The sequence below is a fragment of the Paracoccus haematequi genome (assembly GCF_900631945.1).
Taxonomy (GTDB): domain Bacteria; phylum Pseudomonadota; class Alphaproteobacteria; order Rhodobacterales; family Rhodobacteraceae; genus Paracoccus; species Paracoccus haematequi_A.
The window spans coordinates 23,326-41,189 of record NZ_UZWE01000018.1 but is presented as its reverse complement, the minus strand read 5'-3'; the positions used below and the strand labels follow the sequence as shown (position 1 = coordinate 41,189).

Sequence of the window (17,864 nt, the reverse complement as noted above, 5' to 3'; positions counted from 1 at the left end):
AACGATACGAGGGAGAGGCGAGGAATGACCGCCACGCTGCGACTGACCCTGGCCCTGGCGGCCACGCTGGGCCTGGTGGCCTGCGGCGAACGCGAAACGATCCTGCCGGGGCAGCGGCTTGACCCGCTGGCCGTGACTTCGCCCGACGGTCCGGCGGTGGAAGGGCCGGCGCCCGTCGCCTCGACCGCGCTGCGGCTGGCGGCGCCGGTGACGAACGGCGAATGGACCCATCGCGCGGGCAATGCCGCCCATCAGCCGGGCCATCTGGCGGTGGGCGCGGGGACGAACCGCATCTGGACCGCGAATATCGGCCAGGGCAGCGAAAAGCGCCATCGCATCAGCGCCGATCCGGTGGTCGGAGGCGGGCTGGTCTTTACCCTGGACAGCCGCACCCGCGTGACGGCGACCACCACCGGCGGCGCCACCGCCTGGACCAGCGACATCGCCCCGGCCCTGGAAACGCGCGACAGCGTGTCGGGCGGCGGCCTGGCCTACGAAGGCGGGCGCGTCTATGCCACCAGCGGCTTTGGCGAACTGGTTGCCTTGGGCGCGGCCTCGGGGCGAGTGTTGTGGCGGCAGCGCGTCGATGCGCCGATCGGCGGCGGACCGGCGGTGCAGAACGGCGTGGTCTATGTTCTGGGCCGCAACGACATCGGCTGGGCGGTGCGCGCCACGGACGGCAAGGTGCTGTGGCAGACGGCGGGGACGCCCTCGTCCGCCGGGGTGATGGGGGTGTCGGTCCCGGCGGTGCAGGGCGATACGGTGATCTTTCCCTTCGCTTCGGGGCAGTTGCTGGCCGCCGACCGGGAAACCGGCGCGACCTTGTGGACGGCGCAGATCGGCGGGACGCGCATCGGCCGGGCCATCGCCAATATCCGCGACATGACCGGCGATCCGGTGATCGCGGGCAACATGGTCTATGGCGGCACCTCGTCGGGGCGCATCAACGCCGTGGAACTGGACAGCGGCATCCAGGCCTGGTCGGCGCGCGACGGCGCCAACAGCCCGGTCGTCGTGGCGGGCGGGTCGGTCTTCGCCGTGAATGACGAGGCCGAGCTGATCCGCCTGGACGCCGCCACGGGCGGGGTGATCTGGCGCGTCCCGATGCCCTATTACACCACGCAGAAGATCAAGCGGCAGGACCGCATCCATGCCCATTTCGGCCCGGTCCTGGCGGGCGGGCGGCTGTTCGTCGTCTCCTCGGACGGGGTGATGCGGGTCTTCGATCCGAATTCCGGCAGCCTTGTCGGCCAGGCGCAAATCCCCGGCGGTGCCGCCGCCGCCCCCGCCGTTGCGGGCCAGACGATCTATGTCGTCTCGCGCAGCGGCCAGTTGCACGCATTCCGATGACCTTCACGCTCGCCATCGTCGGCCGTCCCAATGTCGGCAAATCGACCCTGTTCAACCGCCTGGTCGGCAAGAAGCTGGCCCTGGTCGACGACCAGCCGGGCGTGACCCGCGACCTGCGCGAGGGCGCGGGGCGGCTGGGCGACCTGCGTTTCGTCGTGATCGACAGCGCCGGTCTGGAAATGGCCGAGGATGACAGCCTGCAAGGCCGGATGCGCCGCCTGACCGAACGCGCCGTGGACGAGGCCGACATCTGCCTGTTCGTGGTCGATGCCCGCGCGGGGGTGACGGCGGCGGACGAATATTTCGCCGACATCCTGCGCAAGCGCGCGCGCCACGTCATCGTCGCCGCCAACAAGGCCGAGGGCCGCGCGGGCGAAGCGGGCGCGATGGAGGCCTGGGGCCTGGGCCTGGGCGAACCGCTGCGCATTTCGGCCGAGCATGGCGAGGGCATGGACGACCTGTATCGCGCCCTGGTCCCCCTGGCCGACCGGATCGAGGCCGAACGCCCCGCCCCCGTGGCGGCCGAAACCGACATCGACCTGACCGAGGAAGACGCCGAGACCGGCGAGGGCGCCGAGGATTGGCGCCCATCCGCCGCGCGTCCGCTGCAACTGGCGGTGATCGGGCGGCCCAATGCGGGCAAGTCCACCCTCATCAACAAGATCATCGGCGAGGACCGGCTGCTGACCGGACCCGAGGCGGGGATCACCCGCGATTCGATCAGCGTCGCGACCGAGTTCATGGGCACGCCCATGCGGATTTTCGACACCGCCGGGATGCGCAAGCGCGCCAAGGTCACCGACAAGGTCGAAAAGCTGTCCGTGGCCGACGGGTTGCGCGCCGTGCGCTTTGCCGAGGTGGTGGTGGTCCTGCTGGACGTGGCGATCCCGTTCGAACAGCAGGATCTGCGCATCGCCGATTTCGCGGAAACCGAGGGCCGCGCGGTCGTCGTGGCCGCGAACAAATGGGATCTGGAGGACGACAAGCCCCAGAAGCTGAACGAACTGCGCGCCAATTTCGAAAAGCTGCTGCCGCAGTTGAAGGGCGCGCCGCTGGTCACGGTCTCGGCCCGCACGGGCAAGGGGCTGGACCGGCTTCATTCCGCGATCCTGAAGGCGCACGAGGTCTGGAACCGCCGCATCTCTACCGCGCGGCTGAACCAGTGGCTGGCCGCGATGACCGAAAGCCATCCGCCCCCCGCGCCGGGCGGGCGCCGGATCCGGCTGCGTTACATGACGCAGGTCAAGACCCGGCCCCCGGCCTTCGTGGTCAAGGCCACCCATACCGACAAGCTGCCCGACAGCTATCAGCGCTATCTGGTGAACGGGTTGCGGACCGATTTCGACATGCCGGGCACGCCGATCCGGCTGTTCTTCCGCGACCAGGGGGGCGACAACCCCTTCAAGGAAAAAGCCAACAAGATCAGCCAGTCGGGTGCGCTGTCCAAGCACAAGAACCGGCAGAAGCCCAAGGGAACCTAGGTCGCGGCGCGGACCAGCACGACGCCCATGCCGGATATGCCGATGATCGCGGCCAGCGCGACGCCGGGGCTGCTGCCCATGGTCGATATGGCCACCGCGCAGAAGGCCCAGATCATCGCCAGCGAAAAGCCCAGGCTGCCGTCCAGCCGTTCCTGGGCGATCATGCCGATGACAGCGCCGGGCAGGATCGCCAGGATCGCGGTCTGCGGCGTGGTCAGCGACAGGGGCGCGCCGATCAGCGTGGCAAGGGTGGCGGTCCCCAGGGCAAGGCTCCATCCCGCCAGGAAGGCCGGGGCGGGGCGGCGTTGGCCGCGCGCGCGGATCGCCCCGCTCAGCGCGGCGGTCAGCATCAGCAGCGCCCCCAGCGTCGCCAGCGGCTTGTGCAGCCCGACCAGCCAGGGCCAGACCGCCCCCACGGCCAGGGCCAGGGTCAGCGGATGCCAGGCGGGGCGTGTGCCATGGTCGGCAGGGTCCAGGAATTCCCCCACCCCGTCCAGCAGCAGCAGCGCCCACAGCGTGATCAGCAGCGCCCACATCAGCGGGTTCTGCGGCTGGATGTAAAGCTGCGGCAGGCTGGCGAGCGGCTTGGCGATCCCATGCGCGAACAGATCGAGGCCGGGCGCGTTCAGCAGGCTGGGCGCGGCGATCTGGATGGCCGGACGGCCCAGCGTCGCCAGCGAGACCCCGCTGGCGACGAATATCGTCACCGACCCCAGATACAGAATGTCCGCCGCGCGCGCCATGATCGCCAACGCGGCAATCGGCGCCGCAGTTGCCGACCACCGGCGCGATCACGGCGCTTTGTCAGGCCAGCTTGCCGTCCGCCCCCAGACGCGTCGCCCCGCCCAGATAGGGGTGCAGCGCGGCGGGCAGCACCACCGATCCGTCCGCCTGCTGGCCGTTTTCCAGCACCGCGATCAGCGTGCGGCCCACGGCCAGGCCCGATCCGTTCAGCGTATGGACGAATTCCGGCTTGCCGGTCTTGTCGGACCTGTATCGCGCGTTCATCCGCCGCGCCTGGAAGTCGCCGCAGTAACTCACGCTGCTGATTTCCCGATACTTGTCCTGGCCCGGCAGCCAGACTTCCAGGTCATGGGTGATCCGCGCGCCGAAGCCCATGTCGCCCGTGCACAGCACGATGGTGCGATAAGGCAGTTCCAGCGCCTCCAGCACGGCCTCGGCGCAGCGGGTCATGCGGTCGTGTTCCGCGATGCCCGTGTCGGCATCGGTGATGGACACCATCTCGACCTTCTCGAACTGGTGCTGGCGCAGCATGCCCGTCGTGTCGCGGCCCGCGCTGCCGGCCTCGGAGCGGAAGCACTGGGAATGGGCGACCATGCGGCGGGGCAGGCTGGCGTGGTCCACCAGATCGCCGTTGACGGTGTTGGTCAGCGTGACTTCCGAGGTGGGGATCAGCCAATAGCCTTCGCGGGTCAGATAGCTGTCCTCGCCGAATTTCGGCAGTTGCCCGGTGCCGACCATCATGTTTTCCAGCACCAGGACCGGGGTCCAGGTTTCCTGAAGGTCGTGTTTGGTCACATGCAGGTCCAGCATGAACTGCGCCAAGGCCCGGTGGATACGGGCGACGCCGCCCTTCAGCACGACGAAGCGGCTGCCCGACAGCTTTGCCGCCGTCTCGAAATCCATGCCGGGACGGACGCCAGCGATCTCGAAATGCTCGACAGGGGCGAAGTCGAAGTTGCGCGGATTGCCCCAGCGGCGCAGTTCGACATTGTCGGATTCGTCGCGGCCCTCGGGCACGCCGTCCAGCGGCAGGTTCGGGATCTCCATCAGCAGGTCGCGCAACCGGCCGTCCAGCAGCGAGGCCTCGGCCTGCAACTTGGTCACGTCGGATTTCTTTTCCGCGACCAGGGCGCGGAGGCGTTCGAATTCGACATCGTCGCCGCGCGCCTTGGCTGCGCCCACATCCTTGCTGGCGCGGTTCTGGTCGGCCTGGGCGGTTTCGGCCGCGACGATCCGGGCGCGGCGGTCGGAGTCCAGCGCCAGGATGCGGTCGGACATCGGCTGAAGCCCGCGCCGCGACAGGGCGGCGTCGAAGGCTGCGGGATTGTCCCGGATGGCACGGATGTCATGCATGATCGTCACCGTCGCTTGAGATTGGCTGGCCGTTGCCTAGCCGATGCGGGGGCGGGGCGAAAGCCCGGTCATCGCGCCTGCGCCAGCAGGGCCGACAGGGCGGGCCAGAATTGCGCCGCCGTCATGTGGCCTTCCAGCCGCCCGACCTCGGACCCGCCATCCAGCAGGATGAAGGTCGGCGTGACGAAGGGCCTGCGCGCCAGGGCCAGCCCGTCCGGCCAGGGGCCGTGGATGTCCACCCGCATCAGCGGCGCGGCGCGACCCGCGTCGGACGCGGCATAGCCCGGCCCGATCGCGCGGTCCCAGGCGGCGCAATAGACGCAGCCCCTCTTTTCCACCATCAGCAGCCGCAGCGGCCCTGCGCTGGCGGGCAGGGCGGTCAGGATCAGGGCAAGCGCGGCAAGAAGGCGGATCATGGCGCCATTATCGGGCCGCCGGGACGGCTTGGCAATCGCCGCGCGGCCCCCTATCCCTGTGCCCATGGACGAGCTTCTGGAACCCCTGGTCGCCAAGGACCGCCGCGCGTTGTCGCGGGCGATCACGCTGATCGAATCGACGCGGCCCGATCACCGCGCCCGCGCCGTGGCGCTGTTGGCCGACCTGCCGGACGGCCAGGCGCTGCGGATCGGGCTGTCGGGGACGCCGGGGGTGGGCAAGTCCACCTTCATCGAGGCCTTCGGGACGATGCTGACCGAACAGGGGCTGCGGGTCGCGGTGCTGGCGGTCGATCCGTCCTCGGCCCGGTCGGGCGGCTCGATCCTGGGCGACAAGACGCGGATGGAAACGCTGTCGCGCAACCCGCTGGCCTTCATCCGGCCCACGCCGTCCAACGCGCAGCTTGGCGGCGTGGCGCGCCGCACGCGAGAGGCGATCCGGCTGTGCGAGGCGGCGGGCTTCGACGTGGTGCTGATCGAGACGGTGGGCGTCGGCCAGTCCGAAACCCTGGTGGCCGAGATGTGCGACCTGTTCGTGCTGCTGCTGGCCCCGGCGGGGGGCGACGAATTGCAGGGGGTCAAGCGCGGCATCATGGAGATGGCCGACCTGATCCTGGTCAACAAGGCCGATGGCGACCTGCTGGGCACCGCGCGCCGCACCGTCGCCGATTACGCGGGCGCGCTGCGGCTGTTGCGCAAGCGCCCCCAGGATCCGCAGGGTTTTCCCAAGGCGCTGCCGGTGTCGGCCGCGACGGGGGACGGCCTGGAAAAGGCGTGGGAGGAGATGCAGGCGCTGACCGCCTGGCGGCGCGAGCAAGGGCATTTCGCGGCCAACCGCGCGGAACAGGCGCGGCACTGGTTCCTGGCCGATGTGCGCGCGGGCCTGCTGGCGCGGCTGGAAACGCCTGCCGCGCGCGACCGGCTGGCCCGGCTGGGCGATGCGGTGGCCGGCGGCGGCAAGGCCCCGGCCGAGGCCGCGCAAGAGATGCTGGACTGGCTGGCAGGGCAGAAATAAACGCCCGATTTCGCGGCCCATCGGGGCGGCGAATCGGCTAGGGTCGGGGGCATGGACAAGGTGAGTGACATGCTGGATCTGCCGGATACCGATACACTCTATGCCGCGCTGCTGGCGCGCGACCCGGCCTGGGAGGGGCGCGCCCTGGTCGGCGTGACCACCACCGGGATCTTCTGCCGCCTGACCTGCCCGGCGCGAAAGCCCTTGCCGCAGAACTGCCGCTGGTTCGCCGATGCCGATGCCGCGCAGGCCGCGGGCTTCCGCCCGTGCCGCCGCTGCCATCCGCTGGGCGCCACCGCCGAGGGCGAGCCGCTGGTGTGCGACCTGATGGCCCGGCTTGAGGCGCGGCCCGACCACCGCTGGTCCGAATCCGACCTGCTGGCACTGAGGCACGACCCCTCGACCGTGCGCCGCGCCTTCAAGCGGCATTTCGGGCAAAGCTTCCTGGACATGGCCCGCGCGGCGCGGCTGCGGGGGGCCGTGGCCAGCCTGACGAAAGGATCGACGATGATCGAGGCGCAACTGGACGCGGGATTCGATTCGGCCTCGGGGTTTCGGACGGCTTTCGCGCGGCTGTTCGGCCATGCGCCCCACCAGATGCGGCAAGGCGGCGGCGTGCTGGCCGACTGGATCGACACGCCGCTGGGGGGCATGATCGCGATTGCCGACGATCGGGCGCTGCACCTGCTGGAATTCATCGACCGCAAGGCCCTGCCCGACGGGCTGCGCCGCCTGTCCGCCCATGTGGGCGGGCGCGTCGGCCTGGGCCGCACCGCCGTCCACGACCTGACCGAATCGCGGCTTTTCGACTATTTCGCGGGCCGGGCGCCGCTTCTGGACGTGCCGGTCGTGCTGCATGGCACCCCCTTCCAGCAGCAGGTCTGGCGCGCCTTGCAGCAGATCCCGGCCGGGCAGACGCGCAGCTATCTGCAACTGGCCGCAGGGATCGGCCGTCCCACCGCAACCCGCGCGGTGGCGCGCGCCAATGCCACCAACCGCATCGCCCTGGTGGTGCCCTGCCACCGGGTGATCGGCGCGGACGGCACGCTGACGGGCTATGCGGGTGGGTTGTGGCGCAAGGAAAGGCTGATCGCAATCGAGCGGTCCTATGCGTGAAGTGCGTCCCGCGGCCGCCGGGGGCGCTTCGCCCCCCGGACCCCCAGAGGATATTTAAACCAAGGCAAAGCGCCAGCGCGGTGATTCCCGGTTGACGGGGGCTGCCGGTTCCATTAGGGACGCGCAAACGGAATTCCGGGCGCTGCCTCGCGGCGCCCTTTCACTTTGGGACGGCACCCCCGCCGGGACCGCCCGCATAGCAAAGACGAAGGATCAACACCATGTCGCGCGTCTGCGAACTGACCGGCAAAGGCCCGATGACCGGCAACAATGTCAGCCACGCCAACAACAAGACCCGTCGCCGGTTCCTGCCGAACCTGAACGAGGTCACGCTGCTGTCCGACACGCTGGGCCGCGGCTATTCGCTGCGCATCTCGGCCGCGGCGCTGCGTTCGGTCGATCACCGGGGCGGGCTGGACGCCTTCCTGGCGAAAGCCAAGGATACGGAACTGTCGGACCGCGCCCTGAAGATCAAGCGCGAGATCGCCAAGGCCGAGGCGCCCCAGGCCTGATCCCGGCCTGACACTGCGGCAATATGCCCCGTCGTTCCCACGGCGGGGCTTTCGCGTTTCTGTTGCCTTCGCGCGGCGCTTCGGTGATGGTCGCGCCACCATGCGACGCCCGCTTTTCCTTGCGCTGATCCTGTGCCTCGCCCTGACCGGGATCGGTCTGGGCGCCGCGCGGGGCACCGTGATGCTGGACGGGCGGGTCGTGCTGTGCAGCGGCACGGGCGTCGTGGTGGTCGACCATCCCGGCGCGCCCCAGCGGCCGCATCTGTGCCCCGACATGGCGCTGTCGCTGCTGGCGGCGACGGCTGTCGCGCCGCCCGCCTTCGGTCCCGCCGCGACGGCGGCGCGGCTTGATCCGCGCGTCGTCCCGACGGTTCCCGATGGGCGTGAACCGCCCCGGCCCGCGGCGCGCGATCCTCCGGCAAGACAGAGTTCCGCATTGAAACCTGCTTGAACCGAGGATGAGACGATGATCCGCAAGACCCTGGCCATTCTGGCCGTCATGACCCCTGCCGCAGCCCTTGCCCATGACGGGCTGGAGATCCGCGACGCCTATGCGCGCAGCGCCAATCCGCAGACCGCCGCCGCCTTCATGGTGGTGGAGAACCATCGCGACGTGGATTGCCAGTTGACCGGCGTGTCCTCGGACGCGGCCGATATGGTCGAACTGCACACCCATTCCGAACAGGACGGGGTGATGAAGATGCACAAGATCGACGGAGGGATCGCCATCCCCGCTGGCGGCGAACACACGCTGGCGCGGGGCGGCGACCATGTGATGCTGATGGGGCTGAAAAAGCCGCTGACCGACGGCGATATCGTGGCGTTGACGCTGGATTTCGGCCCCTGCGGCACACAGCAACTGGATGTCACGCTGGACAATGACCGCGCGCCCGAAAAGGCTCGGCACGGCCACAAGAGCCACTGACCGCCACCGAACGAATGCCGCAGCCATCGGCCTGATGGCTGCGGCATGTCCCCCTTAGCCTGCGGTCCGCAGCCGCAGCGCATTGCCCACCACGCAGACCGAGGACAGTGCCATCGCGGCCGCCCCCAGCATCGGCGAAAGCTGCGGCCCGCCAAAGGGCACCAGCACGCCCATGGCGATCGGGATCAGCGCGGCGTTATAGGCGAAGGCCCAGAACAGGTTCTGCCGGATGTTGCGCATCACCGCGCGCGACAGCCGGATCGCGCACGGCACCCCGCCCAGATCGCCCGACATCAGCACCAGATCGGCCGATTCGATGGCGATGCCGGTGCCCGTGCCGACGGCGATGCCGGTTTCGGCCGCCGCCAAGGCCGGGGCGTCGTTGATGCCGTCGCCCACGAAGACCGAACCTGTCCCCATCGCCCGGATCGCCTGAAGCTTGTCGCCGGGCATCAGGCCGCCTTGGATCCGGTCGATGCCCAGTTGTTTGCCGACCGCCTGCGCGGTCGCGGGAACGTCGCCTGACAGCATCGCCGTCTTCAGTCCCATGCCATGCAACGCTGCGATGGTCTGCGCGGCCTCGGGGCGGATCCGGTCGGCCAGGGCGAAGCTGGCGACATGGCGGCCGTCCACGGCCAGGTGAACAGGTGTGGCGCCCTGCGCCGCCGCCTGTTCGGCCTGATCGCGGAGCATGGCCGAGGGCGCGATTCCGCCTTCGGTCAGGGCGGCCAGGTTTCCGATCAGCAGGCGCCGCCCCTCGACGGTGGCGGACAGGCCGCGCCCGGCATTGGCCTGAACGTCGCTGGCGGGCGGCAGATCCAGCCCGCGCGCGCCGGCACCGGCGACGATGGCGGCGGCCAGGGGATGTTCGGACCGCGCCTCGGCCGAGGCGGCAAGGCGCAGGGCCTGGGCCTCGTCGATGCCGTCGGTCTGGATGGCGACCAGTTCGGGATGTCCGCGCGTCAGGGTGCCGGTCTTGTCGAAGCCGATCAGCCGGGCGTTCGACAGCCGCTGCAACGCCTCGCCCCGCCGGAACAGCACGCCCAGCTGCGCGCCGCGCCCGGTGCCGACCATGATCGAGACCGGGACGGCCAGCCCCATCGCGCAGGGACAGGCGATGATCAGCACGGCCACGCCCGCGACCACCGCATGGGCCAGGTCGGGACCGAAGACCAGCCACAGCAGGAAGGTCAGGACCGCCAGCCCGATCACCACCGGCACGAAGACGCGGGTGATCCGGTCCACCAGGGCCTGCACCGGCAAGCGCGCGTTCTGCGCGTTTTCGACCATGCCGACGATGCGCGACAGGGTGGTGTCGGCGCCGGTGGCGGTGACACGGAAGGTCAGCGCCGTGCTGCCGTTGACGGTGCCGCCGGTGACCGGATCGCCGGGCGATTTCTCGGCCGGGACGGGCTCGCCGGTCAGCATTGCTTCGTCGACATGGCCGCGCCCTTCGGTCACGATCCCGTCGACCGCCACCCGTTCGCCCGGCGCCAGCAGCACCAGATCGCCGGGTTGCAGATCCGCCACCGCGATGCGCGCGGGCTTGCCGTCCTGCAGGATCGTCGCTTGGTCGGGGGCGAGGTCGATCAGCGCGCGGATCGCGGCGCCCGCCTGGCCCTTGGCGCGGGCCTCCAGCCAGCGGCCCATCAGGATCAGGGTGACGATGACCGCCGCGGCCTCGAAATAGACATGGCGCGAGGCGGGCGGGATCAGCCCCGGCAGCACCACCACCACGGCCGAGAACAGGAACGCCGCCCCGGATCCAAGCGCGACGAGGCTGTTCATCTCGGGGGCGCCGCGCAGCAGGGCGGGGATGCCGGTCGCGAAGAAGCGCCGCCCCGGCCCGGCCAGGACAAGCGCGGTCAGGACCATCTGCGCCCAGTTCAGCGGCGCGGTGCCCACCGCCGCGTGCAGCCAGTGATGGAAGGCCGGGACAAGATGGCCGCCCATCTCGGCCAGGAAGACCGGCAGGGTCAGGACCAGGGCGGTCAGGAAGGCGCGCTTCAGCGCGGCGGATTCGTCGGTGCGGGGGGCAGGGGCGGGGGCGGCAGCGGCGGGGATGGTCGCCGGATAGCCCAGCTTCGTCACCGCCGCCGCCAGATCGGCGGGCGGCAGGGAGGGGCTGTGACGGATGCGGGCGGAACCCGTCATCAGGTTGACCTGCGCATCGCGGACGCCGGGCTGGGCCGACAGCGCGCGGGTGACGCGGCCGGAACAGGCGGCGCAGCTCATCCCTTCGATGGAAAGGCGGGTGGTGATCAGGTCGGACGGATCGCCCAAGGCGGGCAGATCAGCGGATTGAACGGTCATGATGGTTTCCTGAAATCGTGCCAAGGATGCGGGACGGGTTCAGGAAACGGGGCGGCGCCTGCGGCCGCATGGGCGGCTGCCGTGGAAACAGCGCGGCGATCAGCGCGCGCGGATCCAGCCGCAGGCTGCGGCGGGGACGGGCAACGGCGGGGCGCGCATCCTGATGACAGCGGCAGGCGCGGTCGCCCCGGCCCCGGCACAGATGCGCGGGCCGCCGCAGCGGGCGTCGGGCATGGCAGCAGGGGCGGGATGCAGGGTCCATGCCCAGCAGATGTGCGCTGGACCGGCCCCGGTCAAGGGCAAATCGCCCCCGATACGCCGTCGTGAGTTGCAACAAGACCCCCTCCCTTGCTATGGGCGGGATCAGAGCAGAAGAACGCAGGATCGCCATGAACCGCCGTGAAGTGATGTCGCTGGCCGTGCCGCTGATGGCGGCCGCCTATTTCGCCCCCTCGCTGGTCTTCGCGCAGGAAGCCGCCGCGCGCGACCCCTATGCCCCCACCGAAGTCGCCATCCGCAACGATTTCGAGGTCGGCAGCATCGTCGTGGTCAGCAAGGATTTCTTCCTGTACCATGTCATCGCGCCGGGCCGGGCGGTCCGTTACGGCGTGGCCGTGGGCGCCGCCGAACTGGTGTGGAAGGGCCGCGCCACGGTGGGCCGCAAGGTCGAATGGCCGTCCTGGACCCCCACGCCGGACATGATCAAGCGCAAGCCCCAGCAATACGGCAAATGGGCCAACGGGATGCCGGGCGGCCCGACCAACCCGCTGGGCGCGCGGGCGCTGTATCTGTACAACGACAAGGGCCAGGACACCGCGATCCGCATCCACGGCACGACCGAGCCGAACTCGATCGGCCGGGCCGTCTCGAACGGCTGCCTGCGGATGCGCAACGAGGCGGTGATGGCGCTGTACGACCAGGTGCCGATCGGGACGCCGGTCTACGTCTACTGACTTGGCGCTGAGTCTGACGCGCGTCGCGGACCCCGCGCTTGCGGGGTTCGACGACATCATCGACGTGCGCTCGCCCGCGGAATATGCCGAGGATCACCTGCCCGGCGCGATCAACCTGCCGGTTCTGGACGATGCCGAACGCGCGCAGGTGGGCACCATCTACAAGCGGGTTTCCCCGTTCGACGCGCGCAAGCTGGGCGGCGCCCTGGTCGCCGCGAGTGCCGCGCACCATATCGCCGGGCCGCTGTCGGATCGCGGCGGCGGCTGGCGGGGGCTGATCTATTGCTGGCGCGGTGGGCAGCGGTCGGGCAGCTTCGCCACGATCCTGTCGCAGATCGGCTGGCGGGTGGACCGGATCGAGGGCGGCTACAAGTCCTGGCGCGCCCTGGTCGTGGACCGGGTGCAGAACCGGCCTGTGCCTGCGCCGGTGATCGTGCTGGACGGCAATACCGGCAGCGCCAAGACCGCGATTCTGGCGCGGCTGGCCGCGCGCGGCTGGCAGGTGATCGACCTGGAGGGGCTGGCCAACCATCGCGGCAGCCTGTTCGGCGGGCGCGCCGATCCCCAGCCCGGCCAGAAGCTGTTCGAGGGTCGTCTGGCCGTTGCGCTGGAAGGGCTGGACCCCGCCCGCCCCGTCGTGGTCGAGGCCGAGAGCAGCCGGATCGGCAATCTTGTGCTGCCCAAGTCGATGTGGCAGGCGCTGTGCGCCGCGCCCCGGCTGCGGCTGGAGGTGCCGGTCGGCGCGCGGGCCGCCTATACCGCTGCCCGATATGGCGACATGGTGGACGATCCCGCGCGGGTCGAGGCGATCGTGGCCGCGCTGTCGCCGCTGCATCCGGCCCAGCGGATCGAAGGCTGGCGCGCGGCGGTCGCGGCGGGCGACTGGCGCGGCCTGGCCGAAGGGCTGCTGCGCGACCATTACGACCCCCGCTATCTGAAGCACCGGCTGCGCTATGCGGCGGGCGAAAGGGCGGTCGTCGCGCTGGACGATCTGGATGACCTGGACGCGGCGGCGGGGCATGTCGAGGCGGCGCTTGCCCGGCTGGTGCCCTGAAAGCAGGATAGGCGGGTTGCGATCCCCGCCGGATGTCCTTATCAGGCGGGCAGCGAACATGGACCCGGGTGCGATCCCCGGGTGGCTCTTCCGGCCGCCGATCCGCCGGACAACCTGAACAAGACCCCTTGCGGATTCCGGCGCATCGCAGCGCCGGTCAGGACAATGAACATGCTTTCCTGGACCCTTTACAAGCAGCAATGGCTGGGCAATGTCCGCCGTGACCTGCTGTCGGGCCTGGTGGTCGCGCTTGCGCTGATCCCCGAGGCCATCGCCTTTTCCATCATCGCGGGCGTGGACCCCAAGGTCGGGCTTTACGCCAGCTTTTCCATCGCCGTCGTCACCGCCATCGCGGGCGGCAGGCCGGGCATGATCTCGGCCGCGACCGCCGCCACGGCGGTGCTGATGGTGACGCTGGTGCGCGACCACGGGCTGCAATACCTGCTGGCCGCCACCGTGCTTGCGGGCCTGTTGCAGATCGGCATGGGGCTTTTGCGGCTGGGCTTCGTGATGCGCTATGTCTCGAAATCGGTGATGACGGGATTCGTCAATGCGCTGGCGATCCTGATCTTCCTGGCGCAATTGCCCGAACTGGACCCGGCCAGGGTCGCGCCCGTGACCTATGCACTGACCGCCGCCGGGCTGGCGATCATCTATCTGTTCCCGCGCCTGACCCGCGCGGTCCCCTCGCCCCTTGTCGCCATCGTCGTGCTGACGGCCTTGGCGATGGCCTTCGGCTGGGACGTGCGCACGGTGGGCGACATGGGGGCGCTGCCCGATACGCTGCCTGTGTTCCTGATCCCGCAGGTGCCGCTGAATTTCCAGACGCTGGCGATCATCTTTCCCTATGCCATGGCGGTGGCCGTGGTGGGCCTGCTGGAAAGCCTGATGACCCAGAACCTGGTGGATGAACTGACCGATACCCGGACCAGCCGCAACCAGGAATGCATCGGCCAGGGGCTTGCCAATACAGCCACCGGCTTCATCGGCGGCATGGCGGGCTGCGCCATGATCGGGCAGAGCATGATCAACGTGAAATCCGGCGGCCGGGGGCGGTTGTCCTGCTGCTTCGCCGGGGTGATGCTGCTGATCTTCTGCGTCTTCCTGGGGCCGTGGGTGGCGCGGATCCCGATGCCCGCCCTGGTGGCGATCATGATCATGGTGTCGGTCAGCACCTTTTCCTGGGCGTCGCTCCGGTCGCTGCGCACCCATCCCAGGTCTTCGTCGGTGGTGATGCTGGCAACCGTGGTTGCGGTCGTCTGGACCCACAACCTTGCCATCGGCGTGCTGACCGGGGTGCTGCTGTCAGGCATCTTCTTTGCCGCCAAGATCGCGCAACTGTTCCGCGTCACGTCCAAGCGTTCGCCCGACGGCGGCACCCTGACCTACCGGGTCGAGGGCCAGCTGTTCTATGGCTCGGTCGAGGATTTCATGACCGCCTTCGATTTCCGCGACGTGCCCGCGCGGGTCGTGATCGACGTGTCGGACGCGCATATCTGGGACATCTCGTCGGTGCAGGCCCTGGACATGGCGGTGATGAAGTTCCGCCGCGCCGGAGCGCAGGTCACGATCATCGGCATGAATGCCGCGTCCGAGACGATCGTGGACCGGCTGGCCCTGCATGACAAGCCGGGCGCCATGGACAAGCTGCTGGCGCATTGACGGGCCAGGGCGCGGCCCTTACGCGGCGTCCCGCAGGAAGCGGCGCAGGATCCGTTCCAGTTTCGCGGCGCCCAGCGGCGCCATGGCCTTGGTGTGGTCGTGGCTGATCGCCTCGTCCGACAGGCCCGCGCCCATGTTGGTGATGACCGAGATCGCGGCGCAGCGCAGTCCCAGGAACCGGGCCAGAATGATTTCCGGCACGGTGGACATGCCCACGGCGTCGGCGCCCAGGATCCGGGCGGCGCGGATTTCGGCCGGAGTCTCGAAGCTGGGGCCGGAAAACCAGCAATAGACGCCTTGCTGCAACGCGATCCCTTCCGCCTGGGCGGCGGCGGAAAGGGCCGCGCGCAGGTCCGCGTCATGCGCGTCGGTCATGGGCACGAAACGGGCGTCGGTCTTTTCGCCGATCAGGGGGTTGGTGCCCGCGTAGGCGATGTGGTCGTCCAGCAGCATCAGCCCGCCGGGCGGGATGTCGGGGCGCAGCGATCCGGCGGCATTGGTCAGGATCAGCCGGTCGCAACCAAGCGCGGCCAGGGTTTCCAGCGGCAGGCGCATGGCGTCGGCGCGGCCCGATTCGTAATAATGCGACCGGCCGCCGAAGACCGCCACCCGGCGGCCCTCAAGCTGCCCGATCACCAATTGCGGGACATGACCCGACACGCCTGCATGGGGAAAGCCCGGCAGGTCGTCATAGGGGATCGCCACGCCATCGACGGTGCCTGACAGGTGCCCCAGGCCGGATCCCAGGATCAGCCCGTATTCCGGCGCCTGATCCCCCGCGCGGTCGCGGATCAGGCGGGCAAGATCACCGCTCTTTGACATAGGGTTCTCCTCCGGCGCGGGGCGGGACGGCGCGGCCCACGAAGCCCGCCAGGATGACGACCGTCAGGATATAGGGCAGCGCGTTCATGAACATCGACGGCACGGTGACGATGCCCAGATCCAGGTTCGGATAGCGGTTGGCGATGGCCTCCAGCAGGCCGAACAGGAAGGTGGCGCCAAGCGCCCCCCAAGGCCGCCATTTGGCGAAGATCAGCGCCGCCAGGGCGATGAATCCGCGCCCAGCGGTCATTTCCTTGACGAAGCCCGCCGACAGCCCGGTCGCCAGATAGGCCCCCGCCAACCCGCAGAGCAGCCCGGCGATCGCCACGGCGGCAAAGCGCAGCCGCGTGACCGACACGCCCGCCGTATCGACCGAGGCCGGGTTTTCCCCAACCGCCCGCAGCCGCAGCCCGAAGCGGGTGCGATACAGCACCCACCAGGTCAGCGGCACCATCAGGAACGCGACATAGACCAGGATCGTGTGGCCCGAGATCACCTCGGCATAAAGCGGTCCGACCACCGGGATGCCGCGCAGGCTGTCCGCGAAGGGCAGGGTGATGTCGCCAAAGCGGGGCGTGGCGGTCAGCGCCGCGGCCGTGTCCGGGCCGGTGATCCCCGACAGCCAGGCGCGGAAGGGCGTGACCTGCGCGTCCAGTTCGGCCCCCGGCGTCAGACTGGGGGTGCGCCCGCCCAGGCCGAAGATTTTCTGCCCCAGCAGCACCGTCAGCCCCGAGGCCAGGAAGTTGATTGCCACGCCGGAAATCAACTGGTTGCCCCGGAAGGTGATCGAGGCCGCGCCATGGACCGCCGCCAGGGCCAGCGACCCGGCCAGCCCGGCGATCAGCCCCAGCCAGACATTGCCGGTCAGCGCGGCGACACTGGCGGCGGTAAAGGCCGCCATCAGCATCTTGCCTTCCAGCCCGATGTCGAAGACGCCCGCGCGTTCGGAATAAAGCCCGGCCAGACAGGCCAGCAGCAAAGGGGTCATCAGCCGCACGGCGCTGTCGAGGATTTGCAGGACGGTGTTCAGATCCATCACGCGCCCCTTTTCCGCATCGCCATGAACATCCGCTCCAACGGCCCCCGCACCATGTTGTCAAGCGCGCCGGTGAACAGGATCACAAGCGCCTGGATGACGACGATCAACTCGCGCGGGATGCTGGTCCACAGGGCCAGTTCGCCCCCGCCCTGATACAGGAACCCGAACAGCAGCGCGGCCAGGAACACGCCCAGTGGATGGTTGCGGCCCATTAGCGCCACGGCGATGCCGATGAAGCCCGCGCCCTCGACCGCGTTCAGGACCAGGCGCTCGGCCTCTCCCATGACGTTGTTGATGGCCATCATGCCCGCCAGCCCGCCGGAGATCAGCATGGCGATGATCGTGATGCGGACCGGGCTGATGCCCGCGTAAAGCGCGGCGGGTTCGGATTTGCCGAAGGCGCGGATCTCGAACCCCAGGCGGGTGCGCCAGATCAGCAGCCAGACCAGGACGCAGGCCGCGACCGCCACGAAGAAGCTGATGTTGGCGGGGGTGTTCTTGCCCCATTCGAAGCCCAGCGACAGCGCCATGTCCGACAGCTTGGGCAGATGCGTTTCATTCGGAAACCGGGCCGAGGCCGGGTCCATGCTGCCCACCGGGCGCAGCAGGTTCACCAGAACATAGTTCAGCAACGCGGCGGCGATGAAGTTGAACATGATCGTGGTGATGACGATATGGCTGCCGCGCTTCGCCTGAAGCCAAGCCGGGATCAGCGCCCAGGCCGCGCCGAACAGCGCCGCGCCGATCATCGCGGCGGGCAGGGCCAGCGCCCAATGCGGCAGGGGCAGCGACAGCAGCACCAGGGCAACGCCCAATCCGCCCATCGCCGCCTGCCCCTCGCCGCCGATGTTGAACAGGCTGGCGTGATAGGCGACCATCACCGCAAGCCCGGTAAAGATGAAGTTCGTCGCGTAATACAGCGTGAAGCCCCAGCCATAGCTGGAGCCCAGGGCGCCGTCGATCATCGTCGTCAGCGCGAGGGCCGGGCTTTCGCCGATGGCCAGGATCACAAGCGCCGAAATCGCCATCGCCAGCACCAGCGAGATCAGCGGTGTCAGCAGAACATCGGCCCATTTCGGCATCTTTTCCAT

The 17,864-nt window shown here is 69.5% G+C and carries 18 protein-coding genes and 1 other annotated feature; of the genes, 10 read left to right on the top strand and 8 right to left on the bottom strand.

The window, feature by feature from the left end:
• Positions 1-24: 24 nt before the first annotated feature.
• Entirely contained in the window at positions 25-1,350 is a 1,326-nt protein-coding gene (locus PARHAE_RS01925; RefSeq protein WP_126152917.1) for a PQQ-like beta-propeller repeat protein, read from the top strand.
• Positions 1,347-2,831: a ribosome biogenesis GTPase Der gene (gene der / locus PARHAE_RS01920; RefSeq protein WP_126152916.1), complete on the top strand. Its 1,485-nt coding sequence runs from the start codon at positions 1,347-1,349 to the stop codon at positions 2,829-2,831. Before PARHAE_RS01925 ends, der begins: the two co-directional genes overlap by 4 nt.
• Here der and PARHAE_RS01915 read toward each other — a convergent pair.
• The 3 genes from PARHAE_RS01915 to PARHAE_RS01905 form a co-directional block, all read right to left on the bottom strand.
• Positions 2,828-3,574: a hypothetical protein gene (locus tag PARHAE_RS01915; RefSeq protein WP_126152915.1), complete on the bottom strand. Its 747-nt coding sequence runs from the start codon at positions 3,572-3,574 to the stop codon at positions 2,828-2,830. The two genes, der and PARHAE_RS01915, sit on opposite strands and share 4 nt — an antisense overlap.
• A 61-nt stretch (positions 3,575-3,635) precedes the next feature.
• Positions 3,636-4,928, bottom strand: coding sequence for a serine--tRNA ligase (gene serS / locus PARHAE_RS01910; protein WP_126152914.1), 1,293 nt, complete (start codon positions 4,926-4,928; stop codon positions 3,636-3,638).
• A gap of 68 nt (positions 4,929-4,996) precedes the next feature.
• Entirely contained in the window at positions 4,997-5,344 is a 348-nt protein-coding gene (locus PARHAE_RS01905) for a thioredoxin domain-containing protein (protein WP_126152913.1), read from the bottom strand.
• A 64-nt stretch (positions 5,345-5,408) separates the two neighbouring features.
• Here PARHAE_RS01905 and meaB point away from each other — a divergent pair, with 64 nt between their 5' ends.
• The 5 genes from meaB to PARHAE_RS01880 all read left to right on the top strand — a co-directional run bounded on the left by meaB (position 5,409) and on the right by PARHAE_RS01880 (position 8,930).
• Positions 5,409-6,377 (top strand): methylmalonyl Co-A mutase-associated GTPase MeaB, encoded by a 969-nt coding sequence (gene meaB / locus PARHAE_RS01900; protein ID WP_126153001.1) that lies wholly within the window; start codon positions 5,409-5,411, stop codon positions 6,375-6,377.
• Between the two features lie 51 nt (positions 6,378-6,428).
• Positions 6,429-7,493, top strand: a complete 1,065-nt coding sequence (locus PARHAE_RS01895) for a bifunctional transcriptional activator/DNA repair enzyme AdaA (RefSeq protein WP_206436842.1) — start codon at positions 6,429-6,431, stop codon at positions 7,491-7,493.
• A gap of 221 nt (positions 7,494-7,714) precedes the next feature.
• On the top strand, positions 7,715-8,005 hold the full coding sequence (gene rpmB / locus PARHAE_RS01890; protein WP_126152912.1) for a 50S ribosomal protein L28: 291 nt from the start codon (positions 7,715-7,717) through the stop codon (positions 8,003-8,005).
• Between the two features lie 100 nt (positions 8,006-8,105).
• Positions 8,106-8,456, top strand: coding sequence for a hypothetical protein (locus PARHAE_RS01885; RefSeq protein WP_126152911.1), 351 nt, complete (start codon positions 8,106-8,108; stop codon positions 8,454-8,456).
• Between the two features lie 15 nt (positions 8,457-8,471).
• The gene (locus PARHAE_RS01880; RefSeq protein ID WP_126152910.1) at positions 8,472-8,930 is read left to right on the top strand and encodes a copper chaperone PCu(A)C; all 459 of its coding nucleotides are present in this window, start codon (positions 8,472-8,474) and stop codon (positions 8,928-8,930) included.
• Between the two features lie 54 nt (positions 8,931-8,984).
• Here PARHAE_RS01880 and PARHAE_RS01875 read toward each other — a convergent pair whose 3' ends face one another.
• Together PARHAE_RS01875 and PARHAE_RS01870 are read right to left on the bottom strand one after the other, a co-directional pair.
• Complete coding sequence (locus PARHAE_RS01875; RefSeq protein WP_126152909.1) at positions 8,985-11,243, bottom strand: heavy metal translocating P-type ATPase; 2,259 nt, start codon at positions 11,241-11,243, stop codon at positions 8,985-8,987.
• Positions 11,224-11,505, bottom strand: coding sequence for a hypothetical protein (locus PARHAE_RS01870; RefSeq protein WP_164555108.1), 282 nt, complete (start codon positions 11,503-11,505; stop codon positions 11,224-11,226). The genes PARHAE_RS01875 and PARHAE_RS01870 overlap by 20 nt, the downstream gene beginning before the upstream one ends.
• A gap of 127 nt (positions 11,506-11,632) precedes the next feature.
• On the opposite strand from PARHAE_RS01870, the gene PARHAE_RS01865 reads away from it, so the two are divergent.
• The 3 genes from PARHAE_RS01865 (at position 11,633) to PARHAE_RS01855 (ending at position 14,912) form a co-directional block, all read left to right on the top strand.
• On the top strand, positions 11,633-12,196 hold the full coding sequence (locus PARHAE_RS01865) for a L,D-transpeptidase (protein WP_126152907.1): 564 nt from the start codon (positions 11,633-11,635) through the stop codon (positions 12,194-12,196).
• A gap of 1 nt (position 12,197) precedes the next feature.
• Positions 12,198-13,250: a tRNA 2-selenouridine(34) synthase MnmH gene (gene mnmH / locus PARHAE_RS01860; protein WP_126152906.1), complete on the top strand. Its 1,053-nt coding sequence runs from the start codon at positions 12,198-12,200 to the stop codon at positions 13,248-13,250.
• A 57-nt stretch (positions 13,251-13,307) separates the two neighbouring features.
• Positions 13,308-13,365 (top strand) — a sequence feature (sul1 is cis-regulatory element that is thought to sense ions involved in sulfur or methionine metabolism; They are found in Alphaproteobacteria).
• Positions 13,366-13,421: 56 nt separating this feature from the next.
• Positions 13,422-14,912, top strand: coding sequence for a SulP family inorganic anion transporter (locus PARHAE_RS01855; protein ID WP_126152905.1), 1,491 nt, complete (start codon positions 13,422-13,424; stop codon positions 14,910-14,912).
• Between the two features lie 18 nt (positions 14,913-14,930).
• Here the strand turns inward: PARHAE_RS01855 and PARHAE_RS01850 are convergent, their stop codons facing one another.
• Genes PARHAE_RS01850 through PARHAE_RS01840 form a run of 3 tightly spaced genes read right to left on the bottom strand, consistent with a single transcriptional unit; the run spans position 14,931 to position 17,864 of the window.
• Positions 14,931-15,734 carry a purine-nucleoside phosphorylase gene (locus PARHAE_RS01850; protein WP_126152904.1) on the bottom strand — a complete coding sequence of 268 codons (804 nt, stop codon included), beginning with the start codon at positions 15,732-15,734 and terminating at the stop codon, positions 14,931-14,933.
• Complete coding sequence (locus tag PARHAE_RS01845; protein WP_126152903.1) at positions 15,718-16,770, bottom strand: ABC transporter permease; 1,053 nt, start codon at positions 16,768-16,770, stop codon at positions 15,718-15,720. The genes PARHAE_RS01850 and PARHAE_RS01845 overlap by 17 nt, the downstream gene beginning before the upstream one ends.
• Positions 16,770-17,864: an ABC transporter permease gene (locus tag PARHAE_RS01840; protein ID WP_126152902.1), complete on the bottom strand. Its 1,095-nt coding sequence runs from the start codon at positions 17,862-17,864 to the stop codon at positions 16,770-16,772. The genes PARHAE_RS01845 and PARHAE_RS01840 overlap by 1 nt, the downstream gene beginning before the upstream one ends.